We start from the raw sequence: 14,832 nt of genomic DNA, 5'->3' as shown, positions 1-14,832 counted from the left end.
CGCCCCTCGAGTCGCTTGTCTAGTGTCGCCTCCTAGAAACTCCGAAACTTCAACTCCGCCGGCAGAAGCAAAAAGCGCTTCTTTGTCGGAGTCTCCAGTTTCTGCGTTTCTGGACAGTCGGCTATACTTTTCGATTTCGAGCCGCCCATTGAAGTCAAAGAACGACTTCATTGGGCGGCTCTCCAGCGCTTGTCGGGGCTGAACGAGGCGCTTGCGCTTTTTGATCTTGAAGAGACGGGAGAGTATACAATGGATCGTGAAAAATTCGTAAAGAACGTTTTCAGCCATGTGATTAGTATGCTGCTGGCTATTTTAATTTTCATTGTGGCTGTACAGTTCATACCGTGGTTTACGGGAGAAGTAGGAGGGGAGGCTGTCTCATGGCTGATTCGATAGAAAAGGCGATGAGGAGTGCAAAAGCTTCATTGGAGCTGTCAGGATTCAAAGTTGAAGAAAAGCATACAGAACTAGTCAGGAAAGTTCTTGAGAAAGATATAACAAATGAGGAATTCCTGATAGAAGCTAAGCGATTGGCACAGCAAAAGGATGGGGAATTGAAATGATGATGCAACCGCCCGGATCGGATTTACTTGAGCAATATCTAGATTCTGTCCACAGGTTTATTTTAACAGCAGACGATCCTGAGCTTAAACAGGAGCTACTTGATGTCTCCGACGCATTGGAGAGTGGCTCGATTACTCTTGATACAGCGTTGTTCTGGGAACACGATGAAGCTAGGAGAATCTTGCGAAAGGCTTTTTCGGATGCAGGCTTCCTCATAATGCGCTTGGAAAAGTAAAGAGAGTATACTGCTCTCTTTTTTTATTTGGGTATAAAAAAAGATAGTAAAACACCTTTCCGCGTTGTAAAATAAATTGAAAATTGAATAGAGTTTGAGATTCGGTTTTGTCATCCATTCTGAATTACAGGAGGAAACAAGGGAACATAAACAATGAATGATGCTTTCGGTTATATATCAATCTAATTTTCGGAAAAATTTAATTATTAAGAGGTTGATGAAAGTTGATAATGGATGCTGTTGATTTAACTGTTAAAGAACCAACGATTTTTAATCACATCGGAAACAAAATCAAAACCGAGGACCGTGAAATCAACATTATTGCTAGAATGGAAGAACCATTGATCGTCATTTTGGGAAATGTACTTAGTGACGAAGAGTGCGACGAGCTTATGAAGCTGTCAAAGGACAAGCTGCAGCGGTCGAAAATCGGGAATACCCGCGAAGTTGATCAGCTCAGGACGAGCAGCAGCACGTTTATTGAAGAAGCTGAAAATGACGTTGTTGCGCGAGTTGAAAAAAGAATTTCACAAATTATGGGCATTCCGAACGAACATGGAGAAGGCCTGCAAATCTTGAATTATAAAATCGGCCAGGAGTACAAGGCACATTTTGACTTTTTCTCGTCAAATGTCAGCAACCCAAGGATCAGCACATTGGTCATGTATTTGAACGATGTCGAGCAGGGAGGGGAAACTTATTTCCCTAAACTTAATTTTGCTGTATCCCCGCAAAAGGGCATGGCTGTGTATTTTGAATATTTCTATGAAAATCAAACTCTCAACGACTTGACCCTGCATGGTGGAGCGCCAGTCGTGATCGGCGACAAATGGGCGGCGACGCAGTGGATGAGAAGGAAGAGTGTGAAATAGCGAATGGAGGAGCATGATGAGCATGCTTCTTTTTTTGTAACCTTTTACTCTATTGAAGTGGTTCAATATCCTTCCAGCCCCTATTATTTAGCCTCTCTACTGCTTCTGAATCTTACTAACAATTTTACTATTCCGCCTTATAGATTTCCTCTTTATATTACCGTAGACACCATCTATAATGTTAAAAGTCTTATGCTATTATTTGTCTGAATATTTATATTAATTTAAGGAGGTCCTCTCTTGGAAACGACTAATAAAAAAGGTTTTATTTTGCGTTCACTCGATGTGATTGAGCGTGTGGGAAATAAATTGCCTCATCCGGTCACGCTGTTTGCAATTTTCTCCGTGATGGTCGTCTTGCTATCTGCCGTTTTCTCGGCGATGGGTGTAAAAGTGGCAGACCCTATGAATGAAGGGGGATTTTTAACAGTTAAGAACTTGTTAAGCAAGGAAGGGATCGCCTATCTATTTGAAAGTGCTGTCACCAACTTCACCGGCTTTGCTCCGCTGGGAACAGTCCTTGTGACGATGCTGGGGATTGGGATTGCGGAACGTACTGGATTGATCAGTGCTGCATTGCGCGGTCTTGTTACATCCGTTCCTAAGCAATTATTGACTGCTGCGCTTGTTTTCGGCGGCGTAATGTCAAGTATGGCTGCTGACGCTGGATATGTAGTCTTGACTCCACTTGGTGCAGTCTTGTTCGCAGGTCTTGGAAGACATCCGCTTGCTGGTTTGGCTGCAGCCTTCGCTGGTGTATCCGGCGGATTCAGTGCGAACCTGCTTCTGACTTCATTGGACCCGCTTTTGGGCGGACTGACGCAAGATGCTGCTGCCATTTTTGATCCGGCCTATGCTGAAAACATCAACTATGCAATGAACTACTACTTCATGGTTGTTTCTGTATTCTTGATCACAATTGTCGGAACATTGGTAACAGATAAAATCGTTGAACCACGTCTTGGTACATTCAAAGGTGATGTAAAAGAAGAGGTTGAATATTTATCTGCTGTCGAGAAGAAAGGTCTATGGGGTGCTTTGATTTCGATCATCATCACAGCGATCGGCATTGCATTGCTTGTTGTTCCTGAATGGGGACCACTTCGCGGTGGGGAAGAGAACATTATCAATGCTCCATTCTTCCACTCACTAGTCCCAGTCATCCTGATTCTTTTCTTCGTACCAGGCTTTGTCTACGGCCGAATCACGAAATCAATCAAGGATGACAAGGATGTCGCAGGTCAGCTTTCTGATACGATGGCAACGATGGGTTCATACATCGTGCTTGCGTTCGTTGCCGCTCAATTTGTTGCCTACTTCAAGGAATCAAACCTTGGACTTGTACTGGCTGTAAACGGTGCAGAGCTGCTTGAAAGCACAGGCTTCAAAGGAATTCCGTTAATCCTGGCGTTCATCGTCATTTCCGGTTTCATCAACCTGTTCATCGGCAGTGCATCTGCTAAGTGGGCAATCATGGCGCCGGTATTCGTGCCGATCATGATGCAAATCGGTTACACACCAGAGTTCACTCAGCTGGTTTATCGTATCGCTGACTCAACTACGAACATCATTTCACCATTGATGCCCTACTTCGCAATCGTCATCGCTTTTGCGCAAAAATACGACAAGAAGGTTGGTATCGGTACACTGATCGCAACCATGCTTCCGTACTCAATCGCCCTGACAATCGCATGGGTAGCAATGTTGATCATCTGGATGCTGTTTGGTATCGATATCGGTCCTGGTTCATCCATTTATATGCCTTAATAATTTCGAAAGAATCCAAGCTGCGTTGCTTGGGTTCTTTTTTATGGAAAAATATCTGCCGAATTTTTCAATTGAACTGTATAATTATAGAACAAAATTAAAGGGGAGGTGACTTCCATGGAACTATGGAATGTTTACGATCGATACAGGCATATGACTGATCGCATACATAAAAGAGGGGAAGAAATGAAGGCGGGGGATTATCATCTTGTTGTCCATGTTTGGATCATCAATGATGATGGCCAGTTTCTGATCCAGAAGAGACAGCCTTGGAAAATTGGTTTTCCGAACATGTGGGACTGCTCAGCTGCGGGTTCTGCGGTATTAGGAGATGACAGTGAACAGGCAGCCATCCGGGAGGTAAAGGAAGAGCTTGGGATCGACCTCGATATTGAAAAAGGCGAAAGAATATTCACGGTGAAATTTTCGCAGGGCTTCGATGATATCTGGCTCGTCAGGCAAAATGTCGCGCTTGAGGATTTGCTTCTTCAAGAAGAAGAAGTCGCCGATGCAAAATGGGCAAGTGAAGCGGAGATAAGGGAATTGGCAGAGACAGGTCAGTTCATTCCGTTTAACTATTTTGACCTTTTATTTGAGATGGCCAATTCCAGTATCGCTCTCAAAAAAGCTTCAGTGGATGATGCCGACGAACTTTTAGCTCTGCAAAAAGAAGTATTCATGCCTTTATATAAAAAATACAAGGATCATGAAACCAGCCCGGTTACCCAAACGATAGAGAGATTTTTATCAAGGTTTGAACGCGGCGATTATTTTAAAATTCTCTTTGAAGGTAAACTTGCAGGGAGCGTCCATGTATATGAAAAATCACCTGGGTTGATGAGGCTGCATATCATCAACATCCTGGAAAAATACCATAATAAAGGCATTGCCCAGGAAGTCATGAAAATGCTGGAGCTCTTGTATCCTGAAGCAGATGCATGGATACTGGATACCATTCTGACAGAGGAGCGCAACTGCTACTTGTATGAAAAGATGGGGTATACCCGCACCGGAGATTTAAAAGTCATTAACGATCACCTGACGTTAATCACGTATCGAAAAGACTCAAACTTAAACAAAATTGAGAGTATATAGAGGATAAAGGAAAAGGGTCTGCTTTCAATAAGGCAGGCCCTTTCGATTCTTTTAATTCCGGAAAATAATATATACCAAATAGGCAATATAAACGCCTGCAAGGATGGCTCCCTCGACTTTTGAAATCTTGAATTTCGATCTTGAGAAAATCAACAGGACTGCTGTCAAAATAATCATTAAGGCAATATCGGTAAAAATTTTATCGTTGACAGCGAGTGGTGCGATGGTCGCGGATGTCCCCAGTACGAATAGGATGTTGAAGATATTGCTTCCGACAATATTGCCGAGTGCGATTTCGCTTTTCTTTTTCAAAGCGGCTGTAATCGATGTAATCAATTCAGGCAATGAGGTACCGACGGCAACAATCGTCAGGCCAGCAAGAGTCTCGCTCATCCCGAGTGTTAGGGCGATTTCGGTTGCATTATCAACTACCAGGTCACCGCCAAAGATAATCCCCGCAAGGCCTGCAAGCGTAAAGAGAATGTTTTTCCCCCAAGTTCCCCTGCTAGTTACTGCAGCCACAGCGGGTGCTGGTTCACGGTTATTCAAGGCAACCTCGATGATGTAATACAGAAAAATCATAAAGAAGAGGAGCAGGATAAAGCCTTCGCTCCGGCCAATTAAATTGATGTCTGCCAAATTGAGTGCAATATCATTGGCGACCACTGCCAGAGCTGCACTTGCCAGCAGGGTGAACGGAATTTCTTTACGAATGGTCATTGTTTCGACTGCAAGCGGGTTAATCATTGCTGTGATGCCGACAACAAGCGTGATGTTGAAGATATTGCTCCCGATGACATTCCCGAGTGAAACCTCGCTGCTGCCTTCCATGGCGGCAATGATACTGACAGTGGCTTCAGGTGAACTTGTTCCAAAAGCGACAATCGTCAAACCAACCAACAGGGGAGGAACCCTGAGCAGTGTGGCAATTTTAGATGAACCTTCGACGAAATAATCCGCTCCCTTTATAAGTAAGGCGAAACCGACAGCTAAAAGGATATAGGTCAACTTCCCATCCCTCCACGAAAGATTATTGCTTACAACATAACAAAAAAAGGATTTAAATAAAAATTTTTATAGGTTAAATGCTAAGAAAAGCGCAAGCGCCTTGGTCAGCCCCGACAAGCGCTGGAGGGCCGACCAGTGAAGTCGTTCTTTGACTTCATTGGGGGGACCGAAGCGACTCGAGGGGCTAGGCGCTGAAGCTGGACAATTCTCGAAGTGAAATTATATAAATTCTGATATTAAAAAAAAGACGGCCCTCCTAATGGAGGAACCGTCTTCTTACTGTCGGAAAATTATTTAATACCTTTCATGTATCCTTGAATCTTCGGAGACATGATGAACAGGATGATACCAAGTACGATGGATGCTCCACCGATCGTACCGAAGTAAGCCATCTCTGTTTCAACAGAGTAGAATTTAACGATCTGTGCGTTGATTGCTTGTGCTGCAGCACTTGCAAGGAACCAAAGGCTCATTGTTTGTGCAGAGAAAGCAGCAGGTGCCAGCTTAGTTGTTGCTGAAAGACCAACAGGTGAGATCAGCAATTCACCGAATACGACGATCAGGTAGCTAAGTACAAGCCATAATGGGCTGACAAGTGCATCTGAACCTGTGAAGTATCCAGGAATCAGGATGACAAGGAATGAAAGACCAGCGAACATCAATGAGAATGAGAACTTCTTAGGAATTGATGGCTGGCGGTCGCCAAGCTTCACCCAGAATCCTGCGAAAATCGGTGCAAAGATGATGATGAATAATGGGTTCAATGACTGGAACCATGCTGGAGAAATGGAAATTCCAGCGAATTCTAATTGCGTACGCTTGTCCGCATAGTTGGCAAGAATGGTTGATCCCTGCTCCTGAATTGCCCAGAACATGACAGCTGCCAGGAATAAAGGAATATATGCTAGAACGCGTGAACGTTCAACTTCTGTTGTTTTCGGGCTGCGGTACATGACGATAAAGTACACAGTCGGAATCAAGATACCAAGAATCGTTACAAGGTTAATAAAGCTTTCGAATGTTAAAAGTCCAGCAGGAATTAAAATAGCACTTAAAATACCGATTGCAACAATTGCAATCCCGAAAATCATGGCTGTCTTCTTCTTCTCAGAAGCTGATAGCGGATTTGGCACTGCAGTACCAGCAAGTCCAAGATTCTTTTTCTTTGTCAGAACAAAAACAACTAGTCCAATGAACATACCAATTGCGGCAATAGCGAAACCGAAATGGAAGTTATAAGCCTTAGATACTGTTCCAACGATCAGTGGCGCAAGGAATGCACCAGCGTTAATGCCCATGTAGAAGATCGTGAAACCAGCGTCGCGTCGCGTGTCTTTTTCGCTGTACATTTCACCAACGACAGTCGATACGTTTGGCTTCAATAGACCTGTACCGATGACGATCAGGATCATAGAGACGAAGAACATGGTTATGCTTCCGGGAATTGCCAGAGCGATATGTCCAAGCATGATGAGAACTCCACCATAGAATACTGCTCTAGAAGTACCGAAAATACGGTCAGCTAGCCATCCTCCGATGACACCAGACATATAAACGAGCGATCCGTAAATGGACATAATGGATAATGCGAGTGTTTCATCAAGGCCTAATCCGCCTTTTGAAACTTCATAATACATGTAGAATACGAGGATTGCTCTCATTCCGTAGTAAGAAAAGCGCTCCCAAAACTCTGTGAAGAAAAGTGTGAATAGGCCTTTAGGATGTCCGAAGAATCCAGTCTGCGGGACACTGTCCACAATTTTCTGCCTATTTAGGTTTGACATGGTTACCCCTCCCTGTTTTTCTATCTTAGAATACTTTTTGGTGTGTGAATTGTCAAAAACAATTTTAGGAAGGAATGTCCTAAAGTATTGATGTATAAGGTTTTTTGGTGATTTACACACAAAAAGAAAGTGTATTGAAAATTATTGAACTAATAAGAAATCATTAAATAATCAGTTAAATTAGTAAAAATCTACCATGGTGCACCAAACCGTATTTACCCCTTTGCACAAAAAGATAAACAATCAGGTGGAAGAATATTTATTAGCCAGCAGGGTATTCGTAGAATAACAGCCTTATTAAAGAAAAGGAGAGAGCAGGATGAAAAATAATTACGGCAGATTTGCCCTGATGGTACTGACTTCCACGGTCATCATGTTCATTCTCATGTATTTGAATACTTATAGCATTGACCATGTATTCTTCAGCGAAACGAGGCTTTACATGGCCTTGATTATGGGCGGTGTGATGGCAATTGTCATGCTATCTTTCATGCTTAAAATGTATACAAATAAGAAAGTGAACGCCGGAATATTCGCCGGAAGTGCCTTGTTGATTGCAATTTCGCTTTTCCTTGTACGCAGCCAGACAACCGTTGATGATACATCATGGATGAAAGCAATGATTCCGCACCACTCGATCGCTATCCTGACAAGTGAACGTGCTGAAATCGAGGATCCTCGCGTGAGAAAACTTGCAGACGAGATTATCAAGGCACAAAGAAAAGAGATTGGCGAAATGAAGACATTGATAAAGGACCTTGAAGAGAAAGAAAATTAATAACCGATGAGAGCTTAAATCGATCTGATTAGGCTCTCTTTTTTTTGCGGCTAAAAGGATATATACCCGTGTCTGGAGAATTATCGTGAGGAAGAGAATTGTAGGAGTGCATAATATGAAATCGAAATTGATTTTAGTTGAGGGCCTTCCTGGCTCAGGAAAATCGACAACTGCGAGATTGATCCATGACATCCTCATAGAACAGGGTGTGAATGCAGAGCTTTACATGGAAGGTAACTTAGATCATCCAGCCGACTATGAGGGTGTTGCTTATTTTACAGAAGAAGAATTTGAAGATCTTCTTATAGAGAGCGGCAGTCTCAGCAAGATTTTTCAGGAATGGGTGACCGTAAAGAGGGGGCGTCGTCTGCTGCCGTATATGAAAATGAAGAATGAATTAGGCAGTGGTTTTCCAGGCGAATTGTTTGCCACCATTTCCAAGAAAGATGTATATGAACTGCCATTTGAAGTAAATATCGCAGTCGTTTCCGAAAGTTGGGAAGAGTTTGCGAAACAAGCGCCTTCCGAAGAGAAGGTATATATTTTTGAGTGTTGTTTTATCCAGAACCCTGTGACAGTAGGCATGGTCAAGTATGGAGCTGAAGCAGAAGAGACCACTGATTATGTAAAAGAGCTTGCCAAGGCTGTTATGATATTGAATCCTTTGCTTGTATACGTGAAACAGGATGATCTGGAGAAATCTTTCCGCAAAGCAGTGGCAGAAAGGCCGGATGACTGGTTTAATGGGTTTGTCAATTATTACACGTCCCAAGGTTACGGGGCCGAAAAAGGATTGAGAGGATTGGAAGGTACGATCGAAGTGCTCAAGGCGAGGCAGCAACTTGAATGCAAGATCCTAGAACAACTGACTATGCCTGTATCAATCCTGGATAATACGCAGTTTAACTTGGTAAACCATAAGGAGAGTTTGAGAAAAGAAACCGTGAAAAAAATTAGGATTGAGGAATATCTAAGCTAAAGAGCTCGATCACGATTGGATCGAGCCCATTTTACTAGTTTATATAGAAGCAAAATCACCTTAATCCGAATTTTCTCATGCAATTAAATACACATTGCTCATAGCGTGGGTCATTACTGCCATAAGTTGCAAAGCAATTATTGATGCATTGCTGATAACTGCCGTGTGTGTTGAATTGCCCGTGAGGTCCCCAAGGCTGCGCGGATGGGGCTGGTCCATGGGGAATAGGCCAGTGACCTGATGGTGATGGACCGCCAGGAGGCCAGTGTGGTTGGAATGGTCCGCCCCAAGGCTGTCCCCATTGTCCAGGAGGTCCACCCCAAGGCTGCCCCGAAGGTCCAGGTCCAATAGGGCCAATCCCGCCCGGTCCTACCCATTGACCGCCACCACCACCAGGACCGAAAATACCAGGTGTTAGAGGATTGAATGTCATAAGAATTACACTCCATTCATGATGAAATCATTTTTAATAGGCTATTCAACTCATTGCGGTGATGTGATTTTTTAGGGAATCTATCAAAGATCCGTTTTCAAACCTATTTTATACAGGAATAACCTAAGAGGATTTTTAATATTTTTAGAGAAAGTAGATTTAAAAACATAGACGGTGGTGAGAGGGATGGATGGTTTCAATTATAAAGACTATGACGCACTTGGCCTGGCGAAGTTGGTCAGAAGAAAAGAGGTTCAGCCTCTGGAACTTGTTGAGGAGGCAATCTCATTAACAGATTCATTGAATCCAAAGTTGAATGCAGTCATCAATAAGATGTATGACCAAGCAAAGAAGACAGCCAGTCAAGAGCTGACAGGCAGATTTGCGGGAGTCCCGATGTTTCTCAAGGATATCTCGCAGGAAATTGAAGGGGAACCAATTACTGCTGGTTCAAAGGCGTTTCTAAATTACCGTGCTAGAGTAGATTCTGAATATACAAGAAGACTGCGCAAGGCAGGTGTGGTTTTCCTTGGCCAGACGAATGTGCCCGAATTTGCGCTAGTCGCAGTGACTGAGCCGTCTCATTACGGACCGACGCGCAATCCGTGGAATCTCAATCATACTCCAGGCGGTTCAAGTGGCGGTTCTGCAGCAGCCGTAGCAGCTGGAATCGTCCCAATTGCCGGTGCAAATGATGGAGGCGGGTCGATCAGGATTCCTGCAGCCTACTGCGGGCTATTCGGACTGAAGCCAACCCGCGGCCGTACTCCGGTCGGGCCGAATTATGGCCGGGCATGGCAGGGTGCTTCTGCAGAACATGTCCTTACACGTACAGTCAGGGACAGCGCGGCAATGCTTGATGTTCTTCACGGTCATGAAAAAGCAGGCGCATTTTCTGCTCCGCCTTTTGAAGGCAGCTATCTAACAGCAGCAGCAACTCCTCTTGGTAAAAAGCTAAAGATTGCTTTTTCGGTAAAATCGCCGATTGGAACGGAGGTTGATACAGATTGCAGGGAGGGTGTCCTGAAAACCGTCCGGCTGCTTGAAGCGATGGGACATAGAGTTGAAGAAGTGGACGCACCTGTGGACGGTGACAAAATTGCGAAAAGCTACCTGACAATGTACTTCGGAGAAACAGCAGCACTTTTAGCATCGTTAGAGGACGTGCTTGGCCGAAAAGCGACTGCCGCTGATGTGGAGCCGACGACCTGGCTTCTCGGTTTGCTCGGCAAGGCTACCTCAGCAGAAGAATTCGTTTTAAGTTTAAGAGAATGGGATCGGGCAGCCCTGCAAATGGAAACCTTCCATGAAACCTATGACTTTTACATCACACCGACAACTGCCCATCCGCCAGCGAAAATCGGAGAACTCGAGCCGTCATCATCTGAAAAGTTCCTGATCAGTACTGTCGGCAAGCTCGGACTCGGCAGCGTATTGAAAAAGGCAGGAATCGTAGATCAGATTGCACAAAAAAATCTCGCCCGAACGCCTTTCACTCAGCTAGCCAATCTGACAGGACAGCCAGCGGTGTCGCTGCCGCTGCATCAGACAAAAGACGGTCTACCAGTCGGTGTGCAGGTGATGACAGCAAGAGGGAGAGAGGACCTGCTTTTCCAATTGGCAGGGGAGCTTGAGGGATTTGAATTATGGCAGGATGTAAGGGAAAACCCATTATATTAAATTTAATCAAACGTTTGATTAATAGTCGCCAAACCATTGGCAATACTGAAAAGAGGCAGCTGCGGCTGCCTCTTTTTTAACATAGAACAATAATTCTGTAAGGTGTCGTTTGCGCCGGGATGCTGAAAGTGGATGGACCATAAACCACGATCAAATTCCTGTTTGCGGGGTTTTTTGTAAATCTCTGGCCATTTTCCAATAAAATGGGTGTCCCGGGTGATAGATTCAGCTTCAGCATGCCATCAATGCTGATCAGCTGGCTGTTGAAAAAATCAACTTTCACATTCTGGCCGGGAGTTTCTTTTACCATGACGAGAGCCCGGTATTGTGGCGGATAAATCAGCGGCACAGGTGCATCGGCGTCATAATAACCTGTCACCTGGTCACCAATCCTAACCATTGCCTGGTCGACGAAATAGGTTTTCGGTTCAACCACAAAATTCACTTGTCTTCCTGTTCCATCGATGACCGACATCAATGTATAGCAACCTTCATTTTCTCCGGAGGGTGTAATCAAAAAATCATTGATCATCGTTACGACTCCTCTGAAAGGCTGATACTTCACCATTTTCCTCACTCCACTCATAGTACTCATGCCTACAGTGTATTCGTGCGGATCACATCGGTGCCTGTTATTCAGCGGAATAAAAGGGTAAACAATATCCAAAAAGGAATGGTAAAATGCCTTTCAATTATGACCTCGATTTTGATGAAATTGATTTCCGAGAGCAGCCGGAGCTGTATCGAGTGGGCAGGGGAGAACAAGGCGTTCTGCTGGTCGAACCTTATAAAAGTGAAATCCTGCCACATTGGCGTTTCAAGACACCAGACATCGCCAGGGAGTCGTCCGAAAAAATTTATGGGATGTTCCTCGATTACAAAGCGAAAAATGATTTTGTCGGCATGGATATGGCAAGGAAATTCCTGCAAATGGGCTACACTCGCGCCCGCCTCTATACTAACTACAAGGGCGGCAGGAAATATGATGACGAGGGCAAGGTAAAAGAAAGGCAGAATGATCCAGTGAAGGCCGAATCAGCAGCAATCTTCATGGAAAAATGGAAACTGGCCAGAACCGATCAAGAATATCTTGAGATGAAAAAGGAACACCAGAAGAAATATGGATGAAAAAAGCCCCTGATACACTGGAATGCATCAGGGGCTTTGCGTTATTTTACAGGAATGACCGCTTCATTTAAGGCTCCTTCAAGCTCTAAAGCAAAGGCTTCTGTTTGCTGTTCACTCCAGATGAATTGGTCACGCATGAAGTTAATAACATTTTCCTTGAAGTTATGCACAATGTGGATATCGAATAAAATCGCTCCTGTGCGCCTGTTAAAGAAGTCGACTGGCGTTGCTGCCGCTTCATATTGGATGCCATAGATCAATTTTGAGAACAACTCCAATGGCAGGCCATAATGATCTGCTTCCTTTTTGTGTTCAGCTGCTAACTGGAACACTGTTGGGGCATTCGATCCATACTGATATGCCAGACGGCGAGCTTCTTCCTTTGTGAATCCAGCCCTCATGCCTGCTTCAAGCTGTTTTTCCACAAAAGAGTCAAGGTTTGCGGAACCGCCGACATCTCCACCTGAAATCGGCAAATTCTTCGTTTGGCATCCTGGAAAGCTGAGTCCGTCTTCTTTAGCGAATTTCTCAGCTAGCAGGTCGACAATCGTTTCCGCCATCTTTCGGTAGCCAGTCAATTTACCGCCAGCAATGGTGATCAGTTTTGAATCTGATTCCCAGATTTCATCTTTCCTGGAGATTTCAGAAGGCGCCTTGCCATCCTCATGGATCAGCGGCCTGACGCCAGCCCAGCTGGATTCTACATCCTTTTCCGTCACCTTCACATCCGGGAACATATATTGAATCGCTTTTAGAAGGTAGCTTCTGTCTTCTTCCGTCATCCCTGGGTTGATTGGGTCTTCATTGTAAAAAGTATCTGTCGTGCCGACATATGTTTTGCCTTCGCGTGGAATAGCGAACACCATTCGGCCGTCAGGTGTGTCAAAATAAATCGCTTGCTTGAGCGGGAAGCGTGATTGATCGATGACGATATGGACACCCTTTGACAGCTTCAGTGTTTTTCCTTTTTTTGAGTCATCCATTTCGCGGATGCCGTCAACCCATGGGCCGGTAGCATTGACCACTTTTTTAGCATGAACTTCATATTCCTCGCCTGTTAAAAGATCCTCGACAACTACTCCTGACACAATTCCATTCGTATATACAAGGTTTTTAACTTTGGAATAGTTCAATGCAATTGCGCCTTTGTCAACAGCCTGCTTCATGACCTCGATAGTCAGGCGTGCGTCATCGGTACGGTATTCAACATAATGTCCGCCGCCCTTCAATCCTTCTTTTTTCACAAGCGGTTCCTTTGCCAAAGTTTCAGCCGCGCTGAACATTTTCCTGCGTTCCGATCTTTTGACGCCTGCTAAAAAGTCATACACTCTCAGGCCGATGGACGTACTAAAACTGCCGAATGTTCCGCCCTTATGGAAAGGGAGCAGCATCCATTCCGGTGTCGTGACATGCGGGCCATTTTCATATACAATCCCACGTTCCTTGCCGACTTCAGCGACCATTTTCACTTCGAATTGTTTTAAATATCGGAGTCCGCCGTGCACGAGCTTTGTAGAACGGCTTGAAGTGCCGGCCGCAAAATCCTGCATCTCCAATAGGGCAATGTTCATTCCTCTTGTTGCGGCATCCACCGCGATTCCTGCACCGGTAATTCCGCCGCCAATCACAAGCACATCAAATGCTTCATTTTTCAGTTTCGATACTATATTTTTACGGTCGAGATTTGAGAATCTCATACGATACGCCTCCTTGAATATGAAAAAAGAGAGACCACAAACAACATTATCGCCCAAAAGCCGTAATGTTATCGTGGTCTCTCCATTTCTCCTACCCGATTTATTAACTTGTAATCATTATATCACAGACACCTGGTATTTTCATGTGTCGGAATTCTGAATTTGAATATTTTCCCACAACTCCCTTTTGGATGTGGTGATGGCAGCAGCCCCGGCATTCAATGCGTTTTTCACTTCATCAGGTGTCCTGATCAGGCCGCCTGCAAATATCGGAATATTGACGCGTTCCTTGACCTCCTTGATCATCCAGGGCATCGCTCCTGGTAAAACTTCAATATAATCAGGGCGCGTTTTTTCAATGAGTTTGTAGCTTTTCTCGAGTGCATGTGAATCAATCAGGAACACCCTTTGAACAGCGAGCACGCCTTTTTGCTTAGCCTTTAAAATGACACTCGATTTTGTTGAAATAAGGCCATATGGTTTGTATTCCTGGCAAAGGTATTCGGTCGAATAGTCATCACTCTTCAGGCCCTGGATCATATCCACATGATAGATCATTTTTTTGCCATAGCGTTTCGCCATCGCATTGATATTTTTCAATTGAGCGATATGCACTTCCAGCATGACTCCGATCTCAAAAGGGCTTTCAAGAAACTGCTCAAACTCTTTCATGTTCGAAGATGCGGGCAAGATTTTTTGATCCAAAATAATCCCATCCTTCAATTAGATTACCAATTATCTTAACATGAGGCGTTTGATTTTTTCTATGGCGCAGAGGACCAAAGCATATTCATAATTGTCGAAGAGCCTAA

Annotated in this window: 16 protein-coding genes; 10 read left to right on the top strand and 6 right to left on the bottom strand. The window is 44.3% G+C overall.

Annotated elements, in window-relative coordinates:
* The first annotated feature begins 249 nt into the window (after positions 1–249).
* From J7E32_RS06695 to J7E32_RS06670, 6 genes are all read left to right on the top strand, one after another.
* The gene (locus J7E32_RS06695) at positions 250–396 is read left to right on the top strand and encodes a hypothetical protein (protein ID WP_214905425.1); all 147 of its coding nucleotides are present in this window, start codon (positions 250–252) and stop codon (positions 394–396) included.
* The gene (locus tag J7E32_RS06690; protein WP_214905421.1) at positions 381–563 is read left to right on the top strand and encodes a hypothetical protein; all 183 of its coding nucleotides are present in this window, start codon (positions 381–383) and stop codon (positions 561–563) included. The genes J7E32_RS06695 and J7E32_RS06690 overlap by 16 nt, the downstream gene beginning before the upstream one ends.
* On the top strand, positions 560–799 hold the full coding sequence (locus tag J7E32_RS06685; protein ID WP_214905419.1) for a hypothetical protein: 240 nt from the start codon (positions 560–562) through the stop codon (positions 797–799). The genes J7E32_RS06690 and J7E32_RS06685 overlap by 4 nt, the downstream gene beginning before the upstream one ends.
* A gap of 230 nt (positions 800–1,029) precedes the next feature.
* Entirely contained in the window at positions 1,030–1,671 is a 642-nt protein-coding gene (locus J7E32_RS06680; protein ID WP_214905416.1) for a 2OG-Fe(II) oxygenase, read from the top strand.
* Positions 1,672–1,911: 240 nt separating this feature from the next.
* Complete coding sequence (locus tag J7E32_RS06675; protein WP_214905413.1) at positions 1,912–3,438, top strand: AbgT family transporter; 1,527 nt, start codon at positions 1,912–1,914, stop codon at positions 3,436–3,438.
* Positions 3,439–3,555: 117 nt separating this feature from the next.
* Positions 3,556–4,533, top strand: a complete 978-nt coding sequence (locus tag J7E32_RS06670) for a bifunctional NUDIX hydrolase family protein/GNAT family N-acetyltransferase (RefSeq protein ID WP_214905410.1) — start codon at positions 3,556–3,558, stop codon at positions 4,531–4,533.
* A 51-nt stretch (positions 4,534–4,584) separates the two neighbouring features.
* Here the strand turns inward: J7E32_RS06670 and J7E32_RS06665 are convergent, their stop codons facing one another.
* Together J7E32_RS06665 and J7E32_RS06660 are read right to left on the bottom strand one after the other, a co-directional pair.
* On the bottom strand, positions 4,585–5,541 hold the full coding sequence (locus tag J7E32_RS06665; RefSeq protein WP_214905407.1) for a calcium/sodium antiporter: 957 nt from the start codon (positions 5,539–5,541) through the stop codon (positions 4,585–4,587).
* A gap of 290 nt (positions 5,542–5,831) precedes the next feature.
* Positions 5,832–7,325, bottom strand: a complete 1,494-nt coding sequence (locus tag J7E32_RS06660; RefSeq protein ID WP_214905405.1) for a peptide MFS transporter — start codon at positions 7,323–7,325, stop codon at positions 5,832–5,834.
* Positions 7,326–7,644: 319 nt separating this feature from the next.
* On the opposite strand from J7E32_RS06660, the gene J7E32_RS06655 reads away from it, so the two are divergent.
* Together J7E32_RS06655 and J7E32_RS06650 are read left to right on the top strand one after the other, a co-directional pair.
* Positions 7,645–8,103, top strand: a complete 459-nt coding sequence (locus J7E32_RS06655; protein ID WP_214905402.1) for a DUF305 domain-containing protein — start codon at positions 7,645–7,647, stop codon at positions 8,101–8,103.
* 115 nt (positions 8,104–8,218) lie between these two features.
* On the top strand, positions 8,219–9,082 hold the full coding sequence (locus tag J7E32_RS06650) for a P-loop NTPase family protein (RefSeq protein WP_214905399.1): 864 nt from the start codon (positions 8,219–8,221) through the stop codon (positions 9,080–9,082).
* Between the two features lie 55 nt (positions 9,083–9,137).
* Here the strand turns inward: J7E32_RS06650 and J7E32_RS06645 are convergent, their stop codons facing one another.
* Positions 9,138–9,515 carry a hypothetical protein gene (locus J7E32_RS06645; RefSeq protein WP_214905396.1) on the bottom strand — a complete coding sequence of 126 codons (378 nt, stop codon included), beginning with the start codon at positions 9,513–9,515 and terminating at the stop codon, positions 9,138–9,140.
* Positions 9,516–9,701: 186 nt separating this feature from the next.
* On the opposite strand from J7E32_RS06645, the gene J7E32_RS06640 reads away from it, so the two are divergent.
* Positions 9,702–11,195, top strand: a complete 1,494-nt coding sequence (locus J7E32_RS06640; RefSeq protein ID WP_214905394.1) for an amidase — start codon at positions 9,702–9,704, stop codon at positions 11,193–11,195.
* Between the two features lie 76 nt (positions 11,196–11,271).
* Here the strand turns inward: J7E32_RS06640 and J7E32_RS06635 are convergent, their stop codons facing one another.
* Positions 11,272–11,763, bottom strand: a complete 492-nt coding sequence (locus J7E32_RS06635; RefSeq protein WP_214905391.1) for a hypothetical protein — start codon at positions 11,761–11,763, stop codon at positions 11,272–11,274.
* A gap of 113 nt (positions 11,764–11,876) precedes the next feature.
* Here J7E32_RS06635 and J7E32_RS06630 point away from each other — a divergent pair, with 113 nt between their 5' ends.
* On the top strand, positions 11,877–12,323 hold the full coding sequence (locus J7E32_RS06630) for a DUF4385 domain-containing protein (RefSeq protein WP_214905388.1): 447 nt from the start codon (positions 11,877–11,879) through the stop codon (positions 12,321–12,323).
* A gap of 41 nt (positions 12,324–12,364) precedes the next feature.
* On the opposite strand, the gene J7E32_RS06625 is transcribed toward J7E32_RS06630, so the two are convergent.
* A complete protein-coding gene (locus J7E32_RS06625; RefSeq protein WP_214905386.1) occupies positions 12,365–14,020 on the bottom strand; it encodes a glycerol-3-phosphate dehydrogenase/oxidase in 1,656 nt (551 codons plus the stop codon).
* A 141-nt stretch (positions 14,021–14,161) separates the two neighbouring features.
* A complete protein-coding gene (locus tag J7E32_RS06620) occupies positions 14,162–14,725 on the bottom strand; it encodes a glycerol-3-phosphate responsive antiterminator (protein WP_214905384.1) in 564 nt (187 codons plus the stop codon).
* Between the last annotated feature and the right edge of the window lie 107 nt (positions 14,726–14,832).

It is taken from the genome of Bacillus sp. ISL-55 (assembly GCF_018613155.1).
In the GTDB taxonomy this organism is placed as follows: domain Bacteria; phylum Bacillota; class Bacilli; order Bacillales; family Cytobacillaceae; genus Mesobacillus.
Note: the sequence above shows the minus strand (reverse complement) of the source record. Positions and strands in the feature narration are given on the sequence as shown.

Bases quoted from the DNA above. Each gene is read 5' to 3' on its own strand.
- J7E32_RS06695 (WP_214905425.1), top strand. From the start codon at position 250: ATGGATCGTGAAAAATTCGTAAAGAACGTTTTCAGCCATGTGATTAGT.
- J7E32_RS06660 (WP_214905405.1), bottom strand. From the start codon at position 7,325: ATGTCAAACCTAAATAGGCAGAAAATTGTGGACAGTGTCCCGCAGACT.
- J7E32_RS06630 (WP_214905388.1), top strand. From the start codon at position 11,877: ATGCCTTTCAATTATGACCTCGATTTTGATGAAATTGATTTCCGAGAG.
- J7E32_RS06670 (WP_214905410.1), top strand. From the start codon at position 3,556: ATGGAACTATGGAATGTTTACGATCGATACAGGCATATGACTGATCGC.
- J7E32_RS06625 (WP_214905386.1), bottom strand. From the start codon at position 14,020: ATGAGATTCTCAAATCTCGACCGTAAAAATATAGTATCGAAACTGAAA.
- J7E32_RS06640 (WP_214905394.1), top strand. From the start codon at position 9,702: ATGGATGGTTTCAATTATAAAGACTATGACGCACTTGGCCTGGCGAAG.
- J7E32_RS06650 (WP_214905399.1), top strand. From the start codon at position 8,219: ATGAAATCGAAATTGATTTTAGTTGAGGGCCTTCCTGGCTCAGGAAAA.
- J7E32_RS06690 (WP_214905421.1), top strand. From the start codon at position 381: ATGGCTGATTCGATAGAAAAGGCGATGAGGAGTGCAAAAGCTTCATTG.
- J7E32_RS06685 (WP_214905419.1), top strand. From the start codon at position 560: ATGATGATGCAACCGCCCGGATCGGATTTACTTGAGCAATATCTAGAT.
- J7E32_RS06635 (WP_214905391.1), bottom strand. From the start codon at position 11,763: ATGGTGAAGTATCAGCCTTTCAGAGGAGTCGTAACGATGATCAATGAT.
- J7E32_RS06655 (WP_214905402.1), top strand. From the start codon at position 7,645: ATGAAAAATAATTACGGCAGATTTGCCCTGATGGTACTGACTTCCACG.
- J7E32_RS06645 (WP_214905396.1), bottom strand. From the start codon at position 9,515: ATGACATTCAATCCTCTAACACCTGGTATTTTCGGTCCTGGTGGTGGT.
- J7E32_RS06680 (WP_214905416.1), top strand. From the start codon at position 1,030: ATGGATGCTGTTGATTTAACTGTTAAAGAACCAACGATTTTTAATCAC.